This window comes from Candidatus Hydrogenedentota bacterium, assembly GCA_013359265.1.
Lineage (GTDB): Bacteria > Hydrogenedentota > Hydrogenedentia > Hydrogenedentales > SLHB01 > JABWCD01.
In genome coordinates this window covers 1-21964 of the sequence record JABWCD010000030.1, presented here as the reverse complement: position 1 = coordinate 21964, position 21964 = coordinate 1, and the positions used below count along the sequence as shown (strand labels likewise).

The 21964-nt window shown below is 62.0% G+C and carries 15 protein-coding genes, 1 tRNA gene and 1 pseudogene; 13 read left to right on the top strand and 4 right to left on the bottom strand.

The genetic code is table 11. The annotated features are described in order from the left end of the window. Positions 1 to 181: 181 nt before the first annotated feature. Positions 182 to 4432, top strand: a complete 4251-nt coding sequence (locus HUU46_21445; protein NUM56212.1) for a PAS domain S-box protein — start codon at positions 182 to 184, stop codon at positions 4430 to 4432. Between the two features lie 20 nt (positions 4433 to 4452). Here HUU46_21445 and HUU46_21440 read toward each other — a convergent pair whose 3' ends face one another. Further along, complete coding sequence (locus HUU46_21440; protein NUM56211.1) at positions 4453 to 7494, bottom strand: DUF1553 domain-containing protein; 3042 nt, start codon at positions 7492 to 7494, stop codon at positions 4453 to 4455. A 720-nt stretch (positions 7495 to 8214) separates the two neighbouring features. Between HUU46_21440 and HUU46_21435 the strand changes: the two genes are divergently transcribed. The 4 genes and pseudogenes from HUU46_21435 to HUU46_21420 all read left to right on the top strand — a co-directional run bounded on the left by HUU46_21435 (position 8215) and on the right by HUU46_21420 (position 12863). Continuing rightward, a complete protein-coding gene (locus HUU46_21435; protein NUM56210.1) occupies positions 8215 to 8406 on the top strand; it encodes an addiction module protein in 192 nt (63 codons plus the stop codon). Continuing rightward, positions 8403 to 8693: pseudogene (locus HUU46_21430) on the top strand (type II toxin-antitoxin system RelE/ParE family toxin). The gene HUU46_21435 and the pseudogene HUU46_21430 overlap by 4 nt, the downstream one beginning before the upstream one ends. A gap of 516 nt (positions 8694 to 9209) precedes the next feature. Beyond that, positions 9210 to 9908, top strand: a complete 699-nt coding sequence (locus HUU46_21425; protein NUM56209.1) for a hypothetical protein — start codon at positions 9210 to 9212, stop codon at positions 9906 to 9908. Between the two features lie 951 nt (positions 9909 to 10859). Continuing rightward, positions 10860 to 12863, top strand: coding sequence for a CocE/NonD family hydrolase (locus HUU46_21420; GenBank protein NUM56208.1), 2004 nt, complete (start codon positions 10860 to 10862; stop codon positions 12861 to 12863). Positions 12864 to 12964: 101 nt separating this feature from the next. Here the strand turns inward: HUU46_21420 and HUU46_21415 are convergent, their stop codons facing one another. Next, positions 12965 to 13432 (bottom strand): GNAT family N-acetyltransferase, encoded by a 468-nt coding sequence (locus tag HUU46_21415; protein NUM56207.1) that lies wholly within the window; start codon positions 13430 to 13432, stop codon positions 12965 to 12967. Positions 13433 to 13579: 147 nt separating this feature from the next. Between HUU46_21415 and HUU46_21410 the strand changes: the two genes are divergently transcribed. Continuing rightward, positions 13580 to 13651 (top strand) — tRNA-Arg (locus HUU46_21410). A gap of 51 nt (positions 13652 to 13702) precedes the next feature. Further along, complete coding sequence (locus HUU46_21405; GenBank protein ID NUM56206.1) at positions 13703 to 15457, top strand: exo-alpha-sialidase; 1755 nt, start codon at positions 13703 to 13705, stop codon at positions 15455 to 15457. Between the two features lie 279 nt (positions 15458 to 15736). Here the strand turns inward: HUU46_21405 and HUU46_21400 are convergent, their stop codons facing one another. Together HUU46_21400 and HUU46_21395 are read right to left on the bottom strand one after the other, a co-directional pair. After that, a complete protein-coding gene (locus tag HUU46_21400) occupies positions 15737 to 15904 on the bottom strand; it encodes a twin-arginine translocase TatA/TatE family subunit (protein NUM56205.1) in 168 nt (55 codons plus the stop codon). Between the two features lie 10 nt (positions 15905 to 15914). Next, positions 15915 to 16097 (bottom strand): twin-arginine translocase TatA/TatE family subunit, encoded by a 183-nt coding sequence (locus HUU46_21395; protein NUM56204.1) that lies wholly within the window; start codon positions 16095 to 16097, stop codon positions 15915 to 15917. A 388-nt stretch (positions 16098 to 16485) separates the two neighbouring features. Between HUU46_21395 and HUU46_21390 the strand changes: the two genes are divergently transcribed. The 6 genes from HUU46_21390 to tsaD all read left to right on the top strand — a co-directional run bounded on the left by HUU46_21390 (position 16486) and on the right by tsaD (position 21567). Then, on the top strand, positions 16486 to 16659 hold the full coding sequence (locus HUU46_21390) for a hypothetical protein (GenBank protein ID NUM56203.1): 174 nt from the start codon (positions 16486 to 16488) through the stop codon (positions 16657 to 16659). An 87-nt stretch (positions 16660 to 16746) separates the two neighbouring features. Beyond that, on the top strand, positions 16747 to 17703 hold the full coding sequence (locus HUU46_21385; protein ID NUM56202.1) for an N-acetylmuramoyl-L-alanine amidase: 957 nt from the start codon (positions 16747 to 16749) through the stop codon (positions 17701 to 17703). Position 17704: 1 nt separating this feature from the next. Beyond that, entirely contained in the window at positions 17705 to 18361 is a 657-nt protein-coding gene (locus tag HUU46_21380) for a GerMN domain-containing protein (protein ID NUM56201.1), read from the top strand. Between the two features lie 4 nt (positions 18362 to 18365). Continuing rightward, entirely contained in the window at positions 18366 to 19169 is an 804-nt protein-coding gene (locus HUU46_21375; protein NUM56200.1) for a glutamate racemase, read from the top strand. Next, positions 19169 to 20596 (top strand): divergent polysaccharide deacetylase family protein, encoded by a 1428-nt coding sequence (locus HUU46_21370; GenBank protein NUM56199.1) that lies wholly within the window; start codon positions 19169 to 19171, stop codon positions 20594 to 20596. Before HUU46_21375 ends, HUU46_21370 begins: the two co-directional genes overlap by 1 nt. Then, on the top strand, positions 20596 to 21567 hold the full coding sequence (gene tsaD, locus HUU46_21365) for a tRNA (adenosine(37)-N6)-threonylcarbamoyltransferase complex transferase subunit TsaD (protein ID NUM56198.1): 972 nt from the start codon (positions 20596 to 20598) through the stop codon (positions 21565 to 21567). Before HUU46_21370 ends, tsaD begins: the two co-directional genes overlap by 1 nt. Positions 21568 to 21964: the final 397 nt, after the last annotated feature.

Genomic DNA, 21964 nt, shown 5'->3' with positions numbered 1-21964 from the left:
ACGGCAAACGCGGCGCACGCACTTCACTAAACTTTGTTGGAGCAGGGGGTTGGCCCGCGGACGTGGTGGCGGGCCGCGCGCAATCGACCATGACGATGACGTTCAGGGGAGCCATAACCTGCCCGTTGGGCAGCCGGGCCAACGTGCGACCCGCTAATCGCTCCGTACGGTCCCTGCTGCAATGAGCCTTCGTACTCGAGTCTTCCTCATCGTCGCGCCGTCCGTGGTGCTGGTAACCCTGCTGGTCTTCTTCGTGCTCAGCTATCAGATGATGGCGGGCTACGAGCAGATCGAAACACGGGACATGAGCAGCCACGTTTCGAGCGCCGTGGCTACCTTCAGACGGCAAGCGATTACCGAACTGTGCCGCGGCGACTGGTCCTATTGGGACGACGTCTACGAGTTCGTCGACAACCTGAATGAGGAGTTTGTCGACACGAACATCAGCCCACAGAGCTTCGCCGACGTACGCATCGACACCATGATTTTCGTAGATGCCTCGAGCCAGGTCGTCTTCACCCGTTCGTACGATCCCGCCACGAGCGCCGAACAGCCGGTCGCGCCCGACCTCGTGGACGCATTGAAACCCGGCAGTGTCTTCCTTCAACACGCCGAACCGTATCCAGAATCCTACGTATGGGGCCTGATACCCGTGGGAGAATCGGTGTATAGCGTGGGTTCGCGGCCGATTCTGACTAGTGGCTACGAGGGGCCGGTCCGCGGCAGCCTCATCATGGCCCGCCGCGTGACAGACGACCAAATTAAGGAGCTTGGCGATCAACTTCGACTGGAATGCAAGGTCTACTCTCCGGCGGCGGGACTTCCACCGGACATCGCGCCGATTGTCGAACAGACGGCGGTCAGCACGGAAGACGAATCGGGCGCTATTGTCTCGCGCAAGAGCGAGGACCGTATCGCAGGATACGCCGTGCTAAAGGACATCGCCGGCAACGCCGCGCTCGTACTCGAGATCGAAACGCCGCGTCATATCTACTTGCAGGCAAAGACCGCCAGACAAGGCTTTGCCTTGTCCTTTATCGCCATTGGCGTCTTCATGCTGGCAGGCCTCATTGTCGTGCTGGAATTGATCATCGTGTCGCGCCTTCGCGCGCTCGGCACGCGCGTGCGGGAGATTCGCACCGGCGGCGATTGGAGTGCGCGAATCGCCGTCAAAGGCCACGACGAATTGTCAGGCCTTGCCAAGGACGTGAATACGCTCATCGCGGCGCTGTCGGAGTCGATACGGAAAGAGGACGAGAAAGACCGGCGATTCCGCATGCTTACAACGCACGCGTCCGTGGGAATGTACGAAAGCGCTCCAGGCGGCTTGTGCTCCTTCGTCAATCGGCGTTGGTGCGAGATCGCAGGCATGTCGCTCGAACAGGCGCTGGGCGACGGTTGGCACAATGCCGTGCATCCCGAGGACCGCGGGTGGGTGCGTACTATGGGCGCCGAACGCGTCGCGCAAGGCGAACCGTTCGATTTCGAGTGCCGCTTCCAGCGCCCCGACGGAGTCGTGCGCAACGTAATGGTGAATGTCGTGCCGATGCACGACCATAGCGGTCAACTCACCTCCTGCATCGGCAGCGTGATGGACATTAGCGACATCCGCAGGGCGGAGGCCGAACTGCGCGACAACGAGCGCCGCTACCGCGGCATCATCGAGATGCAGGTGGAACTCGTATGCCGGTACCGCCCGGATACGACACTCACGTACGTGAACGATGCCTATTGCCTGTACTTCGGTAGGTCGCGCGAGGACCTGTTGGGCAAGAGCTTTCGGGAAGTGTTGCCGAGCGACGAACCCCTGGACGCGACCTTGCTCGAACTGCGAAACGCCAGCGGCCCCGTGACCAGCCGGCACAAGTCCGTCTCCGATTTGGGCGAAGAACGTTGGCAGGAGTGGGTCGACACGCCCGTCCGCGACGCCGACGGCCATATCGTCGAGTTCCAGGCGGTTGGCCGCGACATCACGGAACGCAAAGCGGCCGAGGATGCACTGCGGGAAAGCGAAGCCAAACTCCGCAGCATCACGTCCGCCGTCGCCGAAGCGATCATCATGATGGACGAGGACGGACTTACCACATTCTGGAACGAAGCCGCGGAACGGACCTTCGGCTACTCCCGCATGGAAATGCTGGGGCGGCCCTTGCATGAAGTCATCGTTCCGGAACGGTACCGCGCGGCATTCCGCACGGGCCACAGCCACTTCCGCGAAACGGGCCTGGGCGCGGTGGTGGGACGCATGATCGAAATTCAAGGCCTGCGCAAGGACGGTTCGGAGTTTCCGATCGAGTTGACTATCGCCGCGGTCCGTTTCAGCGGTACGTGGCACGCCATCGGAACCGCCCGCGATATTACCGAGCGCAAACGTGTCGAGGAGCAACTCGAACAAAACGCACGGACTCTGGAAGCGGCGAACGCGCAGTTGGAGAGCGCGATCGCCCAGGCCAACCAGCTTGCGCTCGAAGCCCAGGTCGCAAGCGTCGCAAAGAGCGATTTCGTCGCCAACATGAGCCACGAAATCCGAACGCCGCTGAACGGCGTCATCGGCATGACCACCCTGCTGCTCGATACCGATCTGACCCAGGAACAACGGGACTTCGCCGAGACGGTGCGCACGTCGGGCGAGGCCTTACTCAGCGTTGTCAACGACATTCTCGACTTTTCCAAGATCGAAGCCGGGAAGATGGAACTCGAATCCATCCCGTTCGATCTCCGCGCAGCGGTCGAACAAATTGGCGATATGCTTGCCCCGCGCGCGCAGGAGAAAGGCCTGCAGTTCACCATCCTCATCCACCACGATGTCCCGGAATACGTCAAGGGCGACCCGGGCCGTGTTCGGCAAATCCTGCTGAACCTCGCGGGGAACGCGATGAAATTCACCGAACGCGGCGAAATCGTCGTTTCGGCGCAGCTCCACACGAGCGGAGGCGCCGAGGCCGTCGTGCTGTTCGAGGTGACCGATTCCGGTATCGGGATTCCGCAAGAGCGCGTAAAGGCGCTGTTCCAGCCGTTTACGCAGGCCGACACGTCGACGACGCGAAAGTACGGCGGGACGGGTCTGGGGCTGACCATCTCGAAGCGGTTGTGCGAAGCGATGGGCGGGGAAATCGGCGTCCGGAGTACGCCGGGGCAGGGCAGCACGTTCCACTTTACCGCGCGTTTCGAGGTTGCGTCGCCGCCCGAAGCGGCCGCCCCCGCCGACCTGTCGTCGCTTGCGGGAATGCGCCTGCTCGTCGTGGATGGAAGCGTTTCCGGCCGGCAGGTGTACCGCGAATTGTTGCGGGATTGGGGCGTGTCGGTGTCGGAAGTCGCGGACGCGGACGCGGCGTACGACGCGATGCGTTCAGCAACGGGCCACGCGACGCCGTACGGCGTTGTGCTGGTCGATCACCACCAACCAAAGCTGGGCGCTGCGGAGTTTGCCGAGAAAGTGAAGGGCGACCCCGTGCTGTCCCGCACGCGCCTGCTGCTGGTGACCTCGTGGCCCAAGCGCGGCGACGCCGCGCAAATGTCACGGCACGGCTACGAAGCGTATCTCACCAAGCCGGTGAAGCGCGCGCACCTGCTGGAAGCCATTGCCGCGGTGGCGGCCCGCGGCGCCACCGGCCCGGGAAGCCAGGGAGAACTTGTGACGCAGCATACGTTGAACGAAGCCGCGCGCAGCCGCGTCCGAATTCTATTGGTTGAAGACAACGTGACCAACCAAAAGGTCGCCTCGCGAATCATCGAGAAGCTCGGCTACCGCTGCGAGATCGCAAACAATGGCCGGGAAGCCCTCGAGGCGGCGCGCAAGACCGAATACAACCTGATCCTGATGGACTGCCAGATGCCGGAAATGGACGGCTACGAAGCCACCAAGGCGATTCGCGGGCACGAGGGGACGCGCCGATACACGCCGATCGTCGCCCTGACGGCGTCGGCCCTGCAATCGGATCGCGACCAGTGTCTGGACGCGGGTATGGACGATGTTCTGACCAAGCCGATTCAGGTGGAAAAGTTGCGGCGGGCGTTCGACGCGTTCTTGTCCGACAATCCGCCGATACGAAGGAAGACGGTCGAGACGAGCGCGCCACCCGTTTTGGCAACCGGCAACCCGGTGAATCTCGAGCGGCTCAGCGAAATCACAATGGGCGATCCCGATCTCGAGACGGAACTGATCGTGACGTTCCTGGCGGACACGGCGCAGCGGATTTCCGACCTCGCGAACGGCATCGCGTCGGGCGACGCGAGCTCGCTCGGCCGCACCGCGCACGCGATTAAAGGGTCGGCGGGCAACATGGGCGCGACCAGCCTCCAGGAAATCGCGCGCAAGCTCGAGGAACTCGGAAAGACCGGCAACATCGGCGAGGCGCGGCCCGCGTACGAATCGCTAAAGGCCGAAGCCGATCGCGTCAAGGAATACCTGTCGGCGTATATGCAGGCGTAACTGCGCCGCGCTACCTTCCGTTACTCCCGCGTCGTGAATTCGTCCAAGTTCATCAGCACGCGCGCGAGCGCCACGTAGGTTGCCGCCTCGGTCTTGTCATCGAGCACCGGAGCGTTTCCGGCGAACGCAATCGCGCTGTCCTGGCTTGCCGCGAAAGCGGCCCGCTGGTCGGCCATAAATTTCTGTAACCGATCGAGTTCCGCGTCCGACGGTTGGCGCCCCATGCAGGTGCGAAATGCAAAGCGCACGCGTTCGCGTTCGTCCGCCGGGCCTTGCGCGATGGTCCTTGCCGCGAGCGCCTGCGCGCATTCGAAGAACACCGGATCGTTCAACAGCGTGAGCGCCTGCAACGGCGTGTTCGATCGCGCGCGCCGCGCGACGGCAACGTTCGAGTCCGGACAATCGAACGTCATCAGCATCGGATACGGCGTGGTGCGCTGGAAGAAGATGTAGAGTCCGCGGCGATATTTTTCGGGGGCCGGGCTTTCAACCCACTTGACGGAACCCGCATACGCCAACTCGGCGATCCCCTCCGCCTGCTTGGGGCGAATACTCGGACCGCCTACCGGCGCGTGGAGCAGTCCGCTCGCGGCGAGCGTCACGTCGCGCGCGATTTCCGCTTCCACGTGATAGCGGTTCTGCCGCGCAACCAGCTTATTTTCGGGATCGAGGTCGCGCAGATCGGGCCGATCGATCGACGCCTGGCGGTACGCCGCGCTACCGACGATGAGCCGGATCATTTCCTTCGTGCTCCAGCCGCGCGCCATCAGCTCGGTGGCGAGCCAATCGAGCAACTCGGGATGCGTGGGCTTTTCGCCGCGGACGCCGAAGTCCTCCGGCGTGCCGACGAGACCGCGCCCGAACAGGAACTGCCAGAGCCGGTTTGCCTGCACGCGCGCGGTGAGCGGGTTCGCGGGGTCCGTAATCCAACGCGCGAGATCGAGCCGGTCAGGTTTATTGCCGCGCGCCCGGAACGGGTTCAGGATCGCCGGCGTACCGAGCGTGACCTCGTCGCCTTTTTGCAGGAAATCGCCGCGTATGTGGATATACGTATTCGGCGGATTGGGGTTTTGCACGATCGCCTGCGCCATGGTCGCGGGCGGCTTTGGTTCCGCTTTCAGCAATCCCTCGAGCGGTGCGCGCAATTCTTTCATGCGCGCGTCCTTGCTGGCGTAGTAATCGAGGATGGCGTTCTTGTGCGCGTCGGTGCGCTGGTCCGCCGGCGTTTTCAGCGCTTGGTACACGGCGTCGGAGTACTGGATCGTGTCCGCGGGCAACTGCGACGCGGAGACGCGGAACCGGCCGATTGTGTGGCTGCGGCCATACTTTTGCTCGATCACCACGGTGATAATCGTGCCGTCGGGCGTGCCCACGTCTTCGGTCGTCTCAAAGGTGAGCACGTTCGGCTGGTTCGTGTCCGAATCGCGGAAGATGGCCCAGCCCGTATTCGAATCGCCGTCGATGGCGAGCGCGGCCTCCATGCCTGCCTGTTCGAATTGCGCTTTCGCGTTCTTCAGGCCGATTTGCTTTTGATTTAGCGGATCGGACCACGGCGCGGCGAACACGGTTACCTCCGTTACGACGAAGTTTCCGTTGTTCGCGCGGCCCGGACCGGTCTTTGTCAGCGAAGGATCGGTCATCGTTTCGATGCGAAACGACTTGATGCCAAGGTCCTTGACGCGCGTCACAAACGTGTACTTATCGTGGAGCGGCGCATCGCCCGTCAGCAGGATGGATTGGTCCTCGAGTTGTTTGAAGGTGCTGCCGGCGGCGGATGCGAAACTCAACGGCGCGAGCACGTTCCATCCGTGCTCGGGCACGTCGATGGTGCCTTCCCACTGCGGCAGCGTCTCGGCCAGTTGCGCGCGGTACGCATCGACTGACTTCTGCAACTCCGCCCGTTGCGCGTCGAAGCGCGCCTTCGCTTCCCTATACGCGAGCAACTCGCCGCTCGTCGGCGCCGGGACGTCCTTTTCCATCGCGGTATTGAAGAACCCGAAGAACCGGTAGTACTCGTTCTGCGAGATCGGGTCGTACTTGTGCGAGTGGCATTGCGCGCACCCCATCGTCAGCCCGAGGAAGATCGTCGCCGTGGTGTTGGTGCGGTCCACGTTCTGTTTGCACCGGTCCTCTTCCGGGTCGATGCCGCCTTCGCGGTTCGTCAACGTGTTGCGATGGAAACCCGTCGCGAGGATCGCGCCTTCCGGCGCGTTCGGCATGAGGTCGCCCGCGAGCTGCTCGGTCACGAATTGGTCGTAGGGCAGGTCGCGGTTCAACGCGTCGATAACCCAATCGCGATAGCGATACGCGTAGGGGCGCCCCGTGTCCTTTTCGTAGCCGTCGCTGTCGGCGTAGCGCGCCATGTCCAGCCAGTAGCGGCCCCAGCGCTCGCCGAAGTGCGGCGACGCGAGCAGCCGATTCACGAGACTTTCGTACGCGTACGGCGACGTATCGTTCACAAACGCGTCGACCTCGCCGGGGGCCGGCGGAATTCCGATCAAATCGAAGTGCAGACGCCGTACCAGCGTCTCGCGGTCGGCTTCCGGGGACGGCTTGATGTTCAGTCCTTCAAGCTGCGCGAGCACGAACGCGTCAATCGGATTGCGCACCCACGCCACATCGTTCACAGCCGGCGCCGCTGGCCGCGCGGGCGCCTTGAACGCCCAGTGGTCCACGTTTACAACGGCATCGCCTGCAAGGTCGTCGGGCCATACCGCGCCCTGCGCCACCCACGCCTTCAATGTCGCGATCTGCGCCTCGGTCAGACGGTCGCCCTGCGGCGGCATGACGCGTTTTTCGTCCAGGCCGGACACCAGCCGGATGAGCAGACTGTTGTCCACGTCGCCCGCGGCGAATGCTTTTCCGCTGTCGCCGCCGCGCATTGCGTCCTCGCGGACGTCAAGGCGCAGCCCGTTCTTCTGCTTTTCCGGTCTGTGGCACGCGTAACACTGCTCGGCGAGAATCGGTTTCACGTCCTTGCCGAAATCAATTACGGGTTGCGCGTCGTCCGCCCACGCAACGGCGGACAACAGCATTAGTAGGATTAGAATCGATCGCGTCATGGCTCTGTCCTCGGCTGCACAACTATCCAGTTTGCAGCATAGCACAAGCGCGCCCGATTCGTTCCTACCCTATAGCCCAGCGCGTTGCACCCTTTTTCGCCTAAAGCTCCAGAGGACAAGTTCCTCGTGCGCCCTTGCGGGCTACGGCGGACAAGCCCGGGAGGGGGGGCGGCGAAAACTTTTCGGCGATACAAGGGGGGGCTGACGTGAAGCTCTTTGACGATACGAGGGGGGGTGTCGCGACGCCTTTTGACGGTTCAAGGGGGGTGCTCGGCCAAAATCGTCGTAAGTCCTTATTTCACGGTCGCAGCCGGCTCGACACCCCCGGGGTGCGCTGAAACACGGCGCGCCAAGGCTTTCGGAAATTCTCTTGTCCACGGATGAATGTAGATACTGTGCACCACGGATCGCGCGGATCGCGCGGATCGAGAAAGGAGCACGAGCGTCCCGCCCGTGAAGGCGCCGGCGACGTCGCGGATAGAGAACAACGAACTGCGTCCCATTCTGACTTCTGACTTCTGACTCCTGGCTCCTGACTTCTGACGCCCGACTTCCGACTCCCGACTTCTGACTCCCGACCACTACCTCGCTCTAATTCATCGCCCAAGACGTTGCACTGGCGCCGCGCGCGTGCCTGCGTTGCGGCAGCGCAACACATCGGATACCATTATCCTGAAACGTGGAGGCTGTCCCATGGACGTCGTCATTCCGCTCGATAAAATGACCGTCGCGGAAAAACTGCGGGCGATGGAATCGATATGGGAAGACCTCCAACGCAACCCCGCCGATGTGCCGTCGCCCGCCTGGCACGAGGACGTCCTGCGCGCTCGCGAACACCGCGTCAGCGAGGGCCAATCGCACTACGGCGACTGGACCGACGCCAAAGATTGGATTCGCAAGCAGACCCGATGAAGGTCGAAATCCTCGACGAGGCGCGAAACGACCTCATCGACGGCTTTCGGTTTTACGAGCGACAAGCGCCCGGTCTCGGTGACTATTTTCTCGACGCCCTCTTTTCGGACATCGATTCGCTCCGTCTTTTCGCCGGGATTCACCAATAGGCCTACGGCTACCACCGTCTCCTCGCGAAGCGTTTCCCGTATGCAATCTACTACACGGCGGTAGAAGATATCGCCCGGGTCGTGGCGGTGCTCGACTGCCGGCAAGACCCGGACAAAGCCATGTCGAGGCTCGGATAGCGCCCCGATCACGCGGATCGAGAAAAGAGCACGAGCGTCCCGCCCGTGAAGGCGCCGACCCACCAGTGACGCCGCGCCACTCTCACGGCGGCCCACCCTCGACGCCATTTATGGGTGCATGGCGAATTTTATGTCCAACCTGAGACATCGTTAACCTTACTCGTTCCCAAATCTCCATTTGGGAATGCATTCTTGAGAAGCTCTGCTTCGATCCCTCGCGCGCCGTCGAGGTGACGAATCACGCACAACCCAAAGCGGAGCTTTTCAAGAGCGCGTTACCGAATGGAAATTCGGTAACGAGGGAAAAATGCCTGGTGACGCTAGTCCAGCTCCGTTCCGCGAGTACGAGGGCTACCGCCTTTACAGTCGCAACCCGTGCGGCGGGCCGTGGTGTATCATGGAGTGTTGCAGGGATTTCGAGGCGGCTGTCCAAAGGTGGGGCTATCTTCGCGTGCGAGGCGCGGGATGAGCCACCACCACGAAAGTGTCGTGGCGCAAAACAGAGGGAGATCGATTATGCATTCGTTTTTCCGTTCTGCTGTTATGGTGTCGATTGGGGCGATTGTTGCCGTGTTGGTCTCAACTTTACCGACTCGTGCAGCGGACGAGAGCAAGGCGCTGCAAAACCAGGTCGACAAATTGCAGAAGCAAGTCAGTAAGCTGCAGGCGAAACTGAAGTACATGCGCGTGGAGGACGGAGGACTGAACGGCCTTTCTGGGCCGCACGTTATCTTTGAGGCGTGCAATGTCCACATCAGAAGCGGCAGCGGCGATACCGAGGATGAAGGCACTCCGCTGGGGTTGGGCAATCTCGTCGTAGGGTATAACGAGACACCTTCCATTACGAGCACGGCCAGGGGCGGCTCGCATAATTTGGTTGTGGGCCCCGGGCACAACTATTCGAGCGTTGCCGGTGCAGTCTTTGGAAAAGACAACAACGTCACCGGGGCATACGCCAGCGTGACGGCCGGTTATTACAGCACCGCGTCGGGTGACTACTCGAGCGTCAGCGGCGGCCGGGGGCATATCGCCTCGGGCTCGAATTCGAGTGTGAGCGGAGGCTATTACAACACCGCCTCGCAGGGCGACGCGAGCGTCAGCGGCGGCGCCGATAACGTCGCGTCGGGTTACCAGTCCACCATCGGTGGTGGTTATCAGCGTAGTATCTCCGGCCAATTCGACTGGGCCGCCGGAGGATATTACCAGGACTTTTAGGAGAACGAGATAATCGATCGCCGTCGACCGTGGACCAGTCCACCCGCACTGGGTCGTTGTCGTCGCCGGGCGCACGGCTACACGCGGGATGGTTCACTGCCCCACTCGGCAAGGCCGTCGCCGGTCTCAGCGAGAAGCTCTGCTTCGATCCCCCTGCCGTCGGCGTAAAGCATGACGCACATCCCAATGCGGAACTTTTCAAGAGCGCGTTACCGAATGGAAATTCGGTAACGAGAGAAGACGAGAGAAAACGAGAGAAACGAACGCGGTGCGATGAGCTGCTTGGAGTCTGCGGACGGACGCGATCCGGACTACGTGCGTGCCGGGGGTGGGGCGAGGCTCCGTCCGAGCCGGGGCTGGATCAGGCAACGTATAGACTGGTTCGGTTGGTGCCTTGTCCCACACGGCTCGGACCGAGCCGGGGCTGGATCAGGCAACTTATAGACTGGTTCGGTTGGCGCCTTGTCCCCTGCGGCTCGGACGGAGCCTCGCCCCACCCATCGCCTCGCCCCTGGCCTCGCCTCGCCCCACCCAGCCCGCCGCCCCACCTGAGACTTCGCCCCACCCATGTCGCCGACCCACCAGCGACGCCGCGTCACCCTGACGGCGGCCCGCCCTCGACGTCATTTATGGGTGCAGGGCGAAATCTCCGTGCTCTCCGTGTCTCCGTGGTTGAGTCGTATTTTTCTTAATTTTTACCGCATATTTGTCAATCAAACAGAGGTCGTTTCGCACGAAGCGGCAGTTTGCGCCCCAATCTGTCAGGCAGACACCCCCTCGTCTCGCAAATCGCGATCGCGAGACGAACCGCGCCGGGAGTGCAACGCGATGGGCTACGAAGTGGGAGTATTTGGAAGACGGCACGAGAAACCGTTTCAGGAGGTGTGAAACTTCCGGGCGTTTGCCGGTGTATTAACGGTCGGCACCGTGGCATGGCAGGGAGTCCGGATTGTGCGATTGAATTCGATTTCACGCGCGTGCGCGGTGGTGTTGTGGCAGGCCGGGCTTGTGAGCGCGGCGGCGCACGAGCATATCCGGCAGCCGGCCGCCATTCCCATGCGGGACACGCCGCACACCTTGGCGGCGGACGTCTATTTGCCAGCGGCGGCCGGGAGTTGGCCGGTCGTGCTGATCCAGACGCCGTACAACAAGAACCTGTTCGCGCCGGTGTTCGAGTTCGAGTTTTCGGCTGACCCGCTTTTGGAAAGTCCGGATTACGCATTCGTTGTGCTCGATTGGCGCGGGTACTTCGGGTCGGCGGGGGCGGCGTATTCGGGAAGCCCAAGCCGGGGCGAGGACGGCTACGACGCCGTCGAATGGATCGCGGCCCAGCCGTGGTGCACGGGCAATGTGGGGACATGGGGCGCGTCCGCGTTGGGCAACGTACAGATGCACACCGCCGCGGAGCACCCGCCGTCGCTCAAGGGCTGCGTGCCCATCGTGTATCACTACGGCGAAACGTACGACCAATACTATCCCGGCGGGGTGTATCAGAAGAGCCGCAACGATTTTGTGGGAGGTACGTTCGGCGGCGGCGCGCTTGTGCGCAACAATCCGCACTACAACGCGCTGTGGCAGTTCGTCGAGGCGACGACGGGTGACTGGAGCGCGATCGATTTGCCGATGCTGCACGTATCGGGTTGGTACGACCACGAGACGGCGATCACGATTCGCGAGATGCAAGGCGTTCAGTCGAGCGGCGGCGCGGGCGCGCAGGGCAAGCAGAAACTCGTCATTGGCCCGTGGGCGCACAGCAGCATCGGCGCCCTGGCGCAGGGAGAACTCGAGTATCCCGCGGCGGAGTTTTATTCGTCTCAGGCCGCGATCGAGTTTTTCGACCGGTACCTGCGCGGTATCGACAATGGCTGGGAGGCCCGCCCGAATATCGAGTATTTCCGGATGAACGACGACGTCTGGATCGACGCAGCTTCGTGGCCGCCCGCAGGCACGGCCCCGCAGACCTTCTATCTTCACGCCGATGGTTCGTTGGCGAACAGCGCGCCGGCGACGCCGGGTAGCCTTTCGTACACTTCCGATCCGAACGATCCGGTCCCGACGGTCTTCGGCGCGACAATTGGATCGACGCTCGGCGAGCAGGGGCCGGGCGATCTGAGCGGGGTGGAAGCGCGCGCGGACGTGCTGACGTTTACCACGCCCGTCCTCACCGCGCCGCTGGTGTTGGAGGGGCAGGCGTCGGCGCGGCTGTATTTCGAGTGCGACGCAGTGGACACGGATTTTGCCGTGCGGCTTATGCAGGTATATCCCGATGGCCGGTCCATGCTGGTTGTTGACGGGATTCGGCGGGCGTCGTTGCGAAACGGGTTCGAGACGCGCGAACCGCTCAGCGCGGGGACCGTGTACGAAGTCACCGTGACGATTCCGCCGGTGTCGATCGCGATTCCCGCGGGACACCGGTTGCGCGTCTCGGTCGGTCCGTCGAACTACGACCGCTTCGACAAGAACATGCAGGACGGGTCGGACCTTTCGGACGAGGCCGGGGCCGTGGCCACCAGCGCGCAAGTGACGCTCCACTTCAGCGCGGCGCGCCCATCGGCGCTTACGCTTCCCGTCGTGTCAGCGGGACCGGATTCGGACGGGGACGGTTACCCGGACAGCGTCGATGCGTTTCCGTTTCGTCCGGACGAGTGGGCGGACGCGGACGGAGACGGTCTTGGCGACAACTTCGAGCAGACCATCATCGACCACAATGCCGGCGACGGCATCGCTGCGCTTGTGGACGTGCTGCCGGGGGATGACTACGACGGCGACGGTCTGACGAACGTTCAGGAATTCCTCGCCGGGACGGACCCCACCGAGGCGGCCTCGCCGATGCCGGCGGCGCGCGCCGGATCGACCGCTGCCGTCGTCGCGTTGATTGCCGGTGCGGGGACGTTTGCCGTGTTGCGGCGGATGACGGCAGGGAGGCGGATGGGGCCGACCCGGCGCATGGGATGACGAGTACGGGCACGGAAACGATGGACCGCGAGGTGTCGGATCTTGTCGAGGATAGGTTCACGCGCCTCGGGCTGGGCCTTTACCCATTCCGCGCACATGGTTTAATCGCGAAGGGCGAGTTCGATTCGTTTGCACATTTTGCGGTGGGGACCGATGTTTGGCACGTCGTAGATGTCGGACGCGACGCTCCAGCCGATGCCTTTATAGAAGTGGACCGCGCCGATTCGCGCGCTGCACCACAGTTGGCGCACGGCGGTGTGTTCCGCGATGTATCGCTCCGCCTCGGCCAGCATCGCCGCACCGATGCCGCGCGCGCGAAGTTCGGGCTTCGTCGCCATCCCGCGCAACTGATAGGCCGGTTCGTCGAACCATTCGTTGAGCATGAACGTCCCGCAACAGACGTTTTCGTCGCCGATAAACGCGCCGAAATGAATCGTGGCCGCGTCGCGGTCGCCGGGAAACTCCGACGGGCGGTTCGTTCCGGCAATGATGATCGCTTCGCGCAACGAAAGGATTTCTTCCAACGATGCACTACGGCAACGCACTTCATCACGCGTACGCTCGCTCATTCGATGCATTCCAACGCTGCCAACCGGACCCGGATCTCGGGAGATTCAACTATGGCACAGCCGTTAACCCGATCGAAAAAAGGCGGATGGCGTCATCGCGCAGTTTGATCACCGCGCACGGTTTCCCCTACGCTTTCCCTACTACAGGCCCTGATAGTTCAGTGGATAGAACGAGTCCCTCCTAAGGACTAGACGTGGGTTCGATTCCCGCTCGGGGCGCTTTACTTTTTCTGCAAGCGCCAACCCATGCCGAAACAATGGGGGATTGCGATGCGTTGCGTATTTGCACCATTCGTTTCGATTGTACTCGTTGCCGTCGCGAGTGCGTCCGCGGACTGGCGCGACGTGCGGAACGGTTACGTAATTCCGGACGAGGGGTATTGCGACCAGCCGTACGTCGTGGTGTTGGGCGATGGCGCGTGGTTGTGCACGATGACCACGGGCGCGGGCGAGGAAGGCGCGACAAAGCAGCATATCGTTTCGACGCGGAGTCCGGACCAGGGGAAGACGTGGGGGCCGCTGATCGACATCGAGCCGCCGGGCCCGCCGGAGGCGTCGTGGGTGACCCCACTGTTGATGCCGAGCGGCCGTGTGTATGCATTCTATACGTATAACGCGGACAACCTGCGCAGCGTGAAACTGTCGAACGGGGGCGAGACAAAGCGCGTCGATACGCTCGGGCAGTTCGTATTCAAGTATTCAGACGACGGCGGGCTGACGTGGAGCGCGGAGCGATTCACTATCCCCGTGCGCGCGTTCGCAATCGATCGCGAAAACGTTTACGGCGGCTCCGTGCGTTTCATGTGGAGCGTTGCGAAGCCGCTCATCTTCGAGAACGATGTCTATATCGGGTTGTCGAAGGTCGGCAATTTCGGCCAGGGGTTCATCGAGCGATCGGAAGGCGTCGTCCTTCACAGCGCGAACCTCTTGTCGGAACCCGATCCCGCAAAGGTTATGTGGGAAACGTTGCCGGATGGAGACGTTGGGCTGCGCGCGCCGGAGGGGCCGATCGCGGAAGAGCAGAATGTGACGTTTCTTTCCGATGGCGCGCTGTTCTGCACGTACCGAACGACGCAGGGGCATCCGTGCCACGCGTACAGCCGCGACGGGGGAAAGACGTGGACGCCGCCCGCGTACATGACCTACGCGCCCGGCGGGCGTTTGGTGAAGCACCCGCGCGCGGCGAATTTTGTGCGGCGGTTCGGCAACGGCAAGTATCTGTACTGGTTTCACAACCACGGCGGCAAGACGTACGAAGGGCGCAATCCGGTTTGGATTAGCGGCGGCGTCGAGAAGGATGGCGCGATCCATTGGTCGCAACCGGAGATTCTGTTGTACGACATCGACCCCAAGACCCGCATGAGTTATCCGGACTTCATCGAGGATGGCGGCAAGTTCTTTGTGACGGAAACGCAGAAGACCGTGGCGCGTGTACACGAGATTCCGGTGGATTTGTTGGACGGGATGTGGGCGCATGCGGAAAGTCGCGTGGGCGTGCCGCGCGATTCAGCGGTCGATGTTCGTGGCGACGCAGACATGACTACCGGGATGTCGTTGCCGGCGCTACCGCCAATCGCGCCTGGAAGCGGATTCACGATCGAGTTGCGGTTGACGCTTCCATCGGGACCCGCGAATGGGACGATACTCGATACTCGCGACGATGCGGGCAAGGGAATTGTCGTCTCGATTGCGAACAGCGCGATCGCATTTGCGCTTGCCGATGGCGCGGCCAGCGAAGTGTACGAGAGCGATCCGGTATTGAAGTCCGGCGCAACCCAGAACGTCACGATTATCGTGGATGGCGGGCCGCGCGTGGCGATGTTCGTGATCGACGGGCGATTGAGCGATGGGGGAGAGGCGCGCGCGCAGGGGTGGTATCGCGTCGGCGAGACGATTGCGGATATAAACGGGAGAGCGGCAATCGACGTGGCGGGGGGCGTAGGGAAACTCGACGTATTGCGCGTTTACGCGCGTGCGTTGCGCGTGAACGAAGCGATCGAGAATCAGCGCGCGGACGGTGAGTAGCCCGCATTTCTCACCGCCCCACGATGCCGCAGTGGAAGCAAAGTCCTTTGGTGCGGTGAGAAATGCTCACGAGTAAGCCGTTGAGCGCATGGCGAGAGGATTTTTCACGCGAATAGCGTGTATAGACGGGAAACTATGGAACTTCATGTGACGCAACGGATAGCACAGATTTTTGCGGTTCGCGTGAAAAATCCGGGGTAGGCGCGTCGACATTTGCGCAAACGAATTGGGCGACCGCCCTTCGGCAATCGCCCAACGGAAAATCGATGTGAATTGAGACTACTTTGCAGTCTTGCCGCGATCGGCGGGGTCGCGCGGTGTCACCGCCTGCTTGAATTCAGTTACAGTCTGCCCGACGGCGCGCGCAAGCATTGGCAATCGGTTGGCGCCAAAAAGCAGCGCGACAATCGCAAGAATAATGATCAGTTCGCTGCCGTTGGGAATCATCGCGGCGAACCTACGCGCTCGGGCTGTTGGACGTGTCGCCGGAGGTGCCGTCGCCGTCGTCCTTCTTCTTCAGCCCGTCCTTGAACTCGGTGATGGCGGAGCCGATGGAACGGCCGAGTTGCGGCAGTTTCGTCGGCCCAAAAATGATGAGCACAACGACCAATATGATGATCAGCTCGGAACCTGCCGGCATACCTAGCATGCGAAGATACCTCCACGTCGCGGGGGACGCGTTGTCTCGGGAACCACTCGGAACTCAAGCAGCAGTATAGGCCGAGTCCCGGAACGATGCAAACGGGAGCGCAACGACGCGCGATTCGCGAACAGTCCCCCGTGAAAACACGCTTGGGAACCGGATCGTTCCATGCGTCGGTACGGACGAGAACTGGCAGGTGAGGGAATTCTTGACGGAAACCCAAGGCGGGAGGCCGGCGCGGGGCCAAAATCGCAAGCGGTGGTGGGGTGAATAATGCTAGAACACAATATAGCGGATAATCCCCTTGCGCTACGAGCGGCGAATCCCTATACTTGGTAGGGTCTCTGGCGGCGAGTGGGAACGTATGCGCCCTCGGAAGTGAAACATGACGATGTCACGCAGGGATATAGTAGGCGCGGTCGTGCTGATTGGACTCTTTGTCGCGCTCATTGTGACGCTGGTGCTGACCCAGAAGCCCGCCGGACCGGCGGTTGGATTCGAAGATAACTATTTCGTTCAACAAAGCGTCCGCATCCGAAACGAGAACCAGAACAAGTAGATGTATCCGATTTTCCACTGCCATGCAGCGAATCGACACGCCGCGCGACGAACGGTTTACGCGCTGCCGCTTTTCTGTAGCTGTTTTTTGGCTGTTGCGCTTGCGGAGACGGCCACGTATTCGGCGCGTGTCGGAGAGGAACTGCGCACGTCGACTGTGGAAGTTGTGCGAATCGATAACCTGCCGAGCGTTTCGGTGAAGCGGTTGGTGGCGGATTTCGGCGGCCAGGTCAAGGTTTCGGGAAACAGCGTTCAAGTAACGCTGCAAAGCGCCAGCGCGACGCTGACGCTTGGCGACACCGAAGTTATTGCAGCGAGCCGGTTCACGATACAGCGCCCACCGCGGGTATACGAAAACGACATCTATATCGATCCCGGGGACGTTGCGCCGTTCCTCACCTATGCATTCAAGCTGGATGTTCGCACGGGCGCAGCCACGACGACCGCGGATCCGGCGGCAGCGCCGACTGTTCCCTCGGGAAGGAAGCTGCGCGTAGTCCTCGACGCGGGGCACGGCGGCACGGACGCCGGCGCCGCGGGCCAGTTGGGCATGCCGGAGAAGACAATCACGCGCGCGATCGCGGAGAAAGTTGGCAAGCTGATCGCGTCCGGGTGCGACGCTTCGTACACGCGCTCGGAAGACCGGCAGATTCCGACGAGCGAGCGCGTCGGCAAGGCGAATGTCGAATTGAAGGGCGATTTGCTGGTCAGCATTCACGTTGGCGCAAGCGCATCGAAGACGGCCAGCGGTTTCGAGTTTTTCTGTCCGATGGGATCGGGCGATCCGCTTTCGTCGCGCAGCCTTGGGCTTGCGCGGAGCATGTCGAACGCAATGGCAGAATCCACCGGTTTGGCGCCGCGCGGGGTGCGGCAGGCGCCGTGCCGCATATTCACGAACCTGCAGGTCCCGGGGGTGTTGGTCGAAGTAGGGTGCATCACAAACGCGACGGAAGAAGCGCTGCTCGCGGACCCCGGGCATCAGGACAAGCTTGCGCAGGGCATCGCGAACGGCATTCTCGCGTACGCCGGTGCGAAGGCGCAGTAGGATGGGCCAACCGCAAAGACCGACATTTTTCCGCAAAGCGGGCCTGGCCGCGTGGGCCCTGTTCACGCTGATTCTGCTGTTTTGCGTATTGCTGCTCGCCAACGAGTTGCTGAAGTCCGGGAAGAACCCGCTGGATCTCAGCGCGATCGAAGAAGAACAAGGGGGCGACGAACCGGGACCGGTCGCGGTGTCGCAACTTGGGAACGCGTACATCTATGCGGTGAGCGGCGATGGCGCGATGCTGGTGCCCGAGCTTCGCAGCATACCGTTGGGCGAGTTTACAGTCGAGAATTGCCGCGCGGCGCTCGATGAACTCAAGAAGCCGACCCAAGGCGGCACTAATCTTCCGGTGCTTCCTGTGTCCGCGGAATGCAACGCGATGTACCTTTTGTCCGGCGGCGAACTCGTTGTCGACTTTTCGACATCGTTGCAGCTTGGCGTTCCGAGGAGCGCAGGCGCCGAGGCGATTCTGGTGTACGGCGTCGTCAATACGCTGACGCAGCAGTCACTCAAGGGCGGGAAGAGCGATGCAGTGAAGACCGTGCGATTTCTTATTGATGGCGCGGTCCCGCGCGAGACGTTTCCCGCGCACCTTGACTTGTCGCGTCCCGTAGCGCCGGACGCGCAGTGGAACACCAAAACCGAGGCGGCGCAGTAGCGCGATGGCAAACCGCAGTGCGCCGCTCGGGATCTTCGACAGCGGAGTGGGTGGGCTAACCGTTTTTCGACGGATTGCGGAGCGCATGCCCGCCGAGTCCATCATCTATCTGGGCGACACGGCGCGCGTGCCGTACGGCACGAAATCGGCGGATACGGTCGCGCGTTATGCGCGGAGTTGCGCGGACGTGTTGATGGATCGCGGCATCAAGATGTTGATCGTCGCGTGCAACACGGCGTCCGCGTATGCGCTTGATTCGCTGCGCCGCGACCTGCCGGTCCCGGTGATTGGCGTTATCGAACCGGGCGCGAAGCGCGCGGTTGCGGCGACGCGCGCCAACCACATCGGCGTGATCGGCACCGCGGGAACGATCAACAGCAAGAAATACCAGGAAACGATCCACGAGTACGCGCCGGCCGCGCGGGTTTCCACGAAGCCGTGCCCGCTGTTCGTTCCGCTCGCGGAAGAGGGCTGGGTTTCGGGGCCGGTGCCTGAGCAGGTCGCTCACGAATACCTGACTGAACTGTGCGAACAAGGCATCGACACGCTCGTCCTCGGGTGCACGCACTACCCGTTGTTGAAGGACGTTATCGCGAAGGCGGTTGGGCCCGGCGTCACGCTGGTCGATAGCGCGGAAGCGACGTCGGAGAGCGTGGCCGACGTGCTGACGCACCATGACGACGACAATAGCGGCGCGTCGAAGGGAGCGCGAACGTTTCTAGTCACCGACGCGCCGGAATCGTTTGCGCGCGTTGGTAGACGGTTTTTGGCGGATGAGATTACCGACGTGGAATGGGTGGACATCTGATGAGCGCAGCGGAACGGACCGAACGATTCATTCAGACGCAATCGAGCAACGACGTGCCAAACCCGTGGGGCGCGCTGCTGGCGCTTGCGTGCTTCATTCTCATCGCAAGCGCGATCGGGATCGGGCTGATGGAACGCTACCTCGACACGCGGCTGGTGTACGCCGGTACCGTCGAGAGCACGGTGGGCAGCACAGACGGGGCGGATTTCGCGCGTGCGGACGCCGCTGGCGAACAACACACCGATGCGCCGTCCTTGACGCTCGCGCGGTACGAGGAGCGCAACGATCTTACGTCCAAGACGTCGAGAATCGCGGATACCATCGAGACCGCGTTGCGCGGCGCCGGGTCAGTGTATGTGCGGGCGGCGCACACGGAGCTTCGCCAAAGCGACACCACCCTGTGGCAATACACGGTACTTCACGCGCAGTTTCCGAACGCGTTCGCGACGAGCGACCTGACACCCCGGCTGGCAATGGCGGTCGTGGACGATTCGGTACGCATCGAACCGATCACGGGCGCACCTTCGGGACAGACGTGGTTGTCCGTCCGGTACCACGGAATCGAATGTGCGACGGTGCGCGCGTTCTCCGACGTGACCGAATTACCGGAATTCAAACTCGCCGCGCTCGCGGTCGAGTGGTCGGGCCTCAATCCGGACGACATCGTCCAGGAGTTCTTCCCCGATCCCGAATCGCTGCCGCTCGATTCGACCGATTTCAAGATAGACGCGCCGACGCCGTCGTCGACGCCGCCGCGGCCGTACACCGGACCGCTCCGCCTTGCTATCATCGTGGACGACGGCGGCTACGGCGGCTGGATCACGGAAGAAATCCTGGCGCTGCCCAACACGCTAACACTTTCGATTCTTCCGCACGCGCCGTATAGTTACGAGACGGCGCAACGCGCGACGGAACTCGGTTTCGAGGTGATGCTTCACATGCCGATGGAGAATGTCTCGGGGAAGACGACGTATCCGGGCGAGATTACGGTGACCATGGACGAGAACGAGATGCTCGACCTCACGAACCAGGCGCTTTCAGACGTGCCCGGCGCGGTGGGGATCAACAACCATACCGGATCGAAGTTCACGTCGAACGCGGAGGCGATGCGTACGTGGCTGGACCTCATCAAAGAGCGCGGCTACTTTTTTATCGACAGCCGCACGTCGCGCTACGCATGCGCCTTCGAGGTTGCCGACGAGATGGAAATACCGTCAGCCGAGAACGATTTGTTTCTCGATCATCACGCGGGCCCCGACTACATCCGCGCGCGATTCAAACAAGTGATCGAAATGGTCAAACGCCACGGGCAGGCGATTGCGATTTGCCATTTCCGCAAGAATACCGTGCCGATCCTCAAAGCGATGATGCCGCAATTCGAGAAGGAAGGCATCGAGATCGTCCACGCCTCGACGCTGGTCCGCTGATGCGCGTGATGGGAATCGAGACGTCCTGCGACGAAACCGGCGTCGCCGTTATCGAGGATGGGCGGCACATCATTGCGAGCGAGGTCGCCTCTCAGATCGATGTGCACGCTGCGTTCGGCGGTGTCGTGCCGGAGATTGCATCGCGCCAACACACCGAGTGTATTTATCAACTCACGGAGCGTGTGCTCGAGAAGGCGGGGGGCAGGCCCGACGTCGTCGCGGCGACGCACGGCCCCGGGCTGATGGGATCGCTCTTGGTCGGCGTGAATTTTGCGAAGGCCCTCGCGTATTCGTGGCGCGCGCCGTACGTGCCGGTGCACCATATCGAGGGGCACATCTTCTCCGTGTTTCTCGCGGAATCCGCGCCGGTGTTTCCGTTTCTCACGCTTATTGTCAGCGGCGGGCACACGTGTCTCATTCGCTGCGATAGGCCCCATGAGTATGCGATGCTCGGCACGACGCGCGACGACGCGGTCGGCGAATGTTTCGACAAGGTGGCGCGTCTGCTGAACCTGCCGTATCCCGGCGGGCCGTCGATTCAACGCGCGGCGGAGACCGGCGACCCGCGGGCGATCGCATTTCCGCGCGCGATGGCGTCGGGCGATTCGCTGGAATTCAGTTACAGCGGGCTCAAGACGGCAGTGCTCTACAAGTTGCGCGAGAATGGGCACAAAATGGAAGACGTCGCGGCATCGTTCCAATACGCGGCTATCGACATTCTGATTCGCAAGACTCGCGCCGCCCTCGAGCGGACGGGGTTGCCTGCTCTCGTGGTTGCGGGCGGCGTTGCCGCGAACAAGCACTTGCGCGAACGTCTTGCCGTGGACATTCCTGTGCCGGTGTTTGTGCCGCCGTTTTCGCTTTGTGTCGATAACGGCGCGATGATCGCCGCCGCCGCGCATTCGCTTTTTCAGAACGGGCGGACGGGAGATTTGCGTTCGACGGCGCGGGCGACGTGGCCGTTAGCATAGTTGTACCCATTTGACGGTAGATTCTGCCGAGGCGTTGGCTGGGTGCGATTGCGGGCGGCAACAACGAATGGAATCAGAAGTCTCTTGGAGATTGCTGTTGCGCTGGGTAGAAAGGACCGAAGGGACGCAAGGGACGTAAGGGACGTAGAGCGAAGGTATTCGGTTATGCGCGATGGATCACGGACGGCTTTCATGTTTTTTTGGCGCCGGGAAAGGGGGGGAGGCAAAGCGGAGCTTTTCAAGAGTGCGTTACGAAGTGGAAACCTCGTAACGAGAGAAAACGATTACGATTACGATTACGAGATAGTATGAGAAGGCCGATCTCCTTTGCGGGATGCTATAGAGTAGCTCCCAGACTTTAAACGAGCTCGAGGCTCACAAAAGGAGATCGGCCATG

Bases quoted from the DNA above. Each gene is read 5' to 3' on its own strand.
- HUU46_21375 (NUM56200.1), top strand. From the start codon at position 18,366: ATGGCAAACCGCAGTGCGCCGCTCGGGATCTTCGACAGCGGAGTGGGT.
- HUU46_21380 (NUM56201.1), top strand. From the start codon at position 17,705: ATGGGCCAACCGCAAAGACCGACATTTTTCCGCAAAGCGGGCCTGGCC.
- HUU46_21390 (NUM56203.1), top strand. From the start codon at position 16,486: ATGACGATGTCACGCAGGGATATAGTAGGCGCGGTCGTGCTGATTGGA.
- HUU46_21405 (NUM56206.1), top strand. From the start codon at position 13,703: ATGCGTTGCGTATTTGCACCATTCGTTTCGATTGTACTCGTTGCCGTC.
- HUU46_21415 (NUM56207.1), bottom strand. From the start codon at position 13,432: ATGAGCGAGCGTACGCGTGATGAAGTGCGTTGCCGTAGTGCATCGTTG.
- HUU46_21400 (NUM56205.1), bottom strand. From the start codon at position 15,904: ATGATTCCCAACGGCAGCGAACTGATCATTATTCTTGCGATTGTCGCG.
- HUU46_21370 (NUM56199.1), top strand. From the start codon at position 19,169: ATGAGCGCAGCGGAACGGACCGAACGATTCATTCAGACGCAATCGAGC.
- HUU46_21445 (NUM56212.1), top strand. From the start codon at position 182: ATGAGCCTTCGTACTCGAGTCTTCCTCATCGTCGCGCCGTCCGTGGTG.
- HUU46_21440 (NUM56211.1), bottom strand. From the start codon at position 7,494: ATGACGCGATCGATTCTAATCCTACTAATGCTGTTGTCCGCCGTTGCG.
- HUU46_21395 (NUM56204.1), bottom strand. From the start codon at position 16,097: ATGCCGGCAGGTTCCGAGCTGATCATCATATTGGTCGTTGTGCTCATC.
- HUU46_21425 (NUM56209.1), top strand. From the start codon at position 9,210: ATGCATTCGTTTTTCCGTTCTGCTGTTATGGTGTCGATTGGGGCGATT.
- tsaD (NUM56198.1), top strand. From the start codon at position 20,596: ATGCGCGTGATGGGAATCGAGACGTCCTGCGACGAAACCGGCGTCGCC.
- HUU46_21435 (NUM56210.1), top strand. From the start codon at position 8,215: ATGACCGTCGCGGAAAAACTGCGGGCGATGGAATCGATATGGGAAGAC.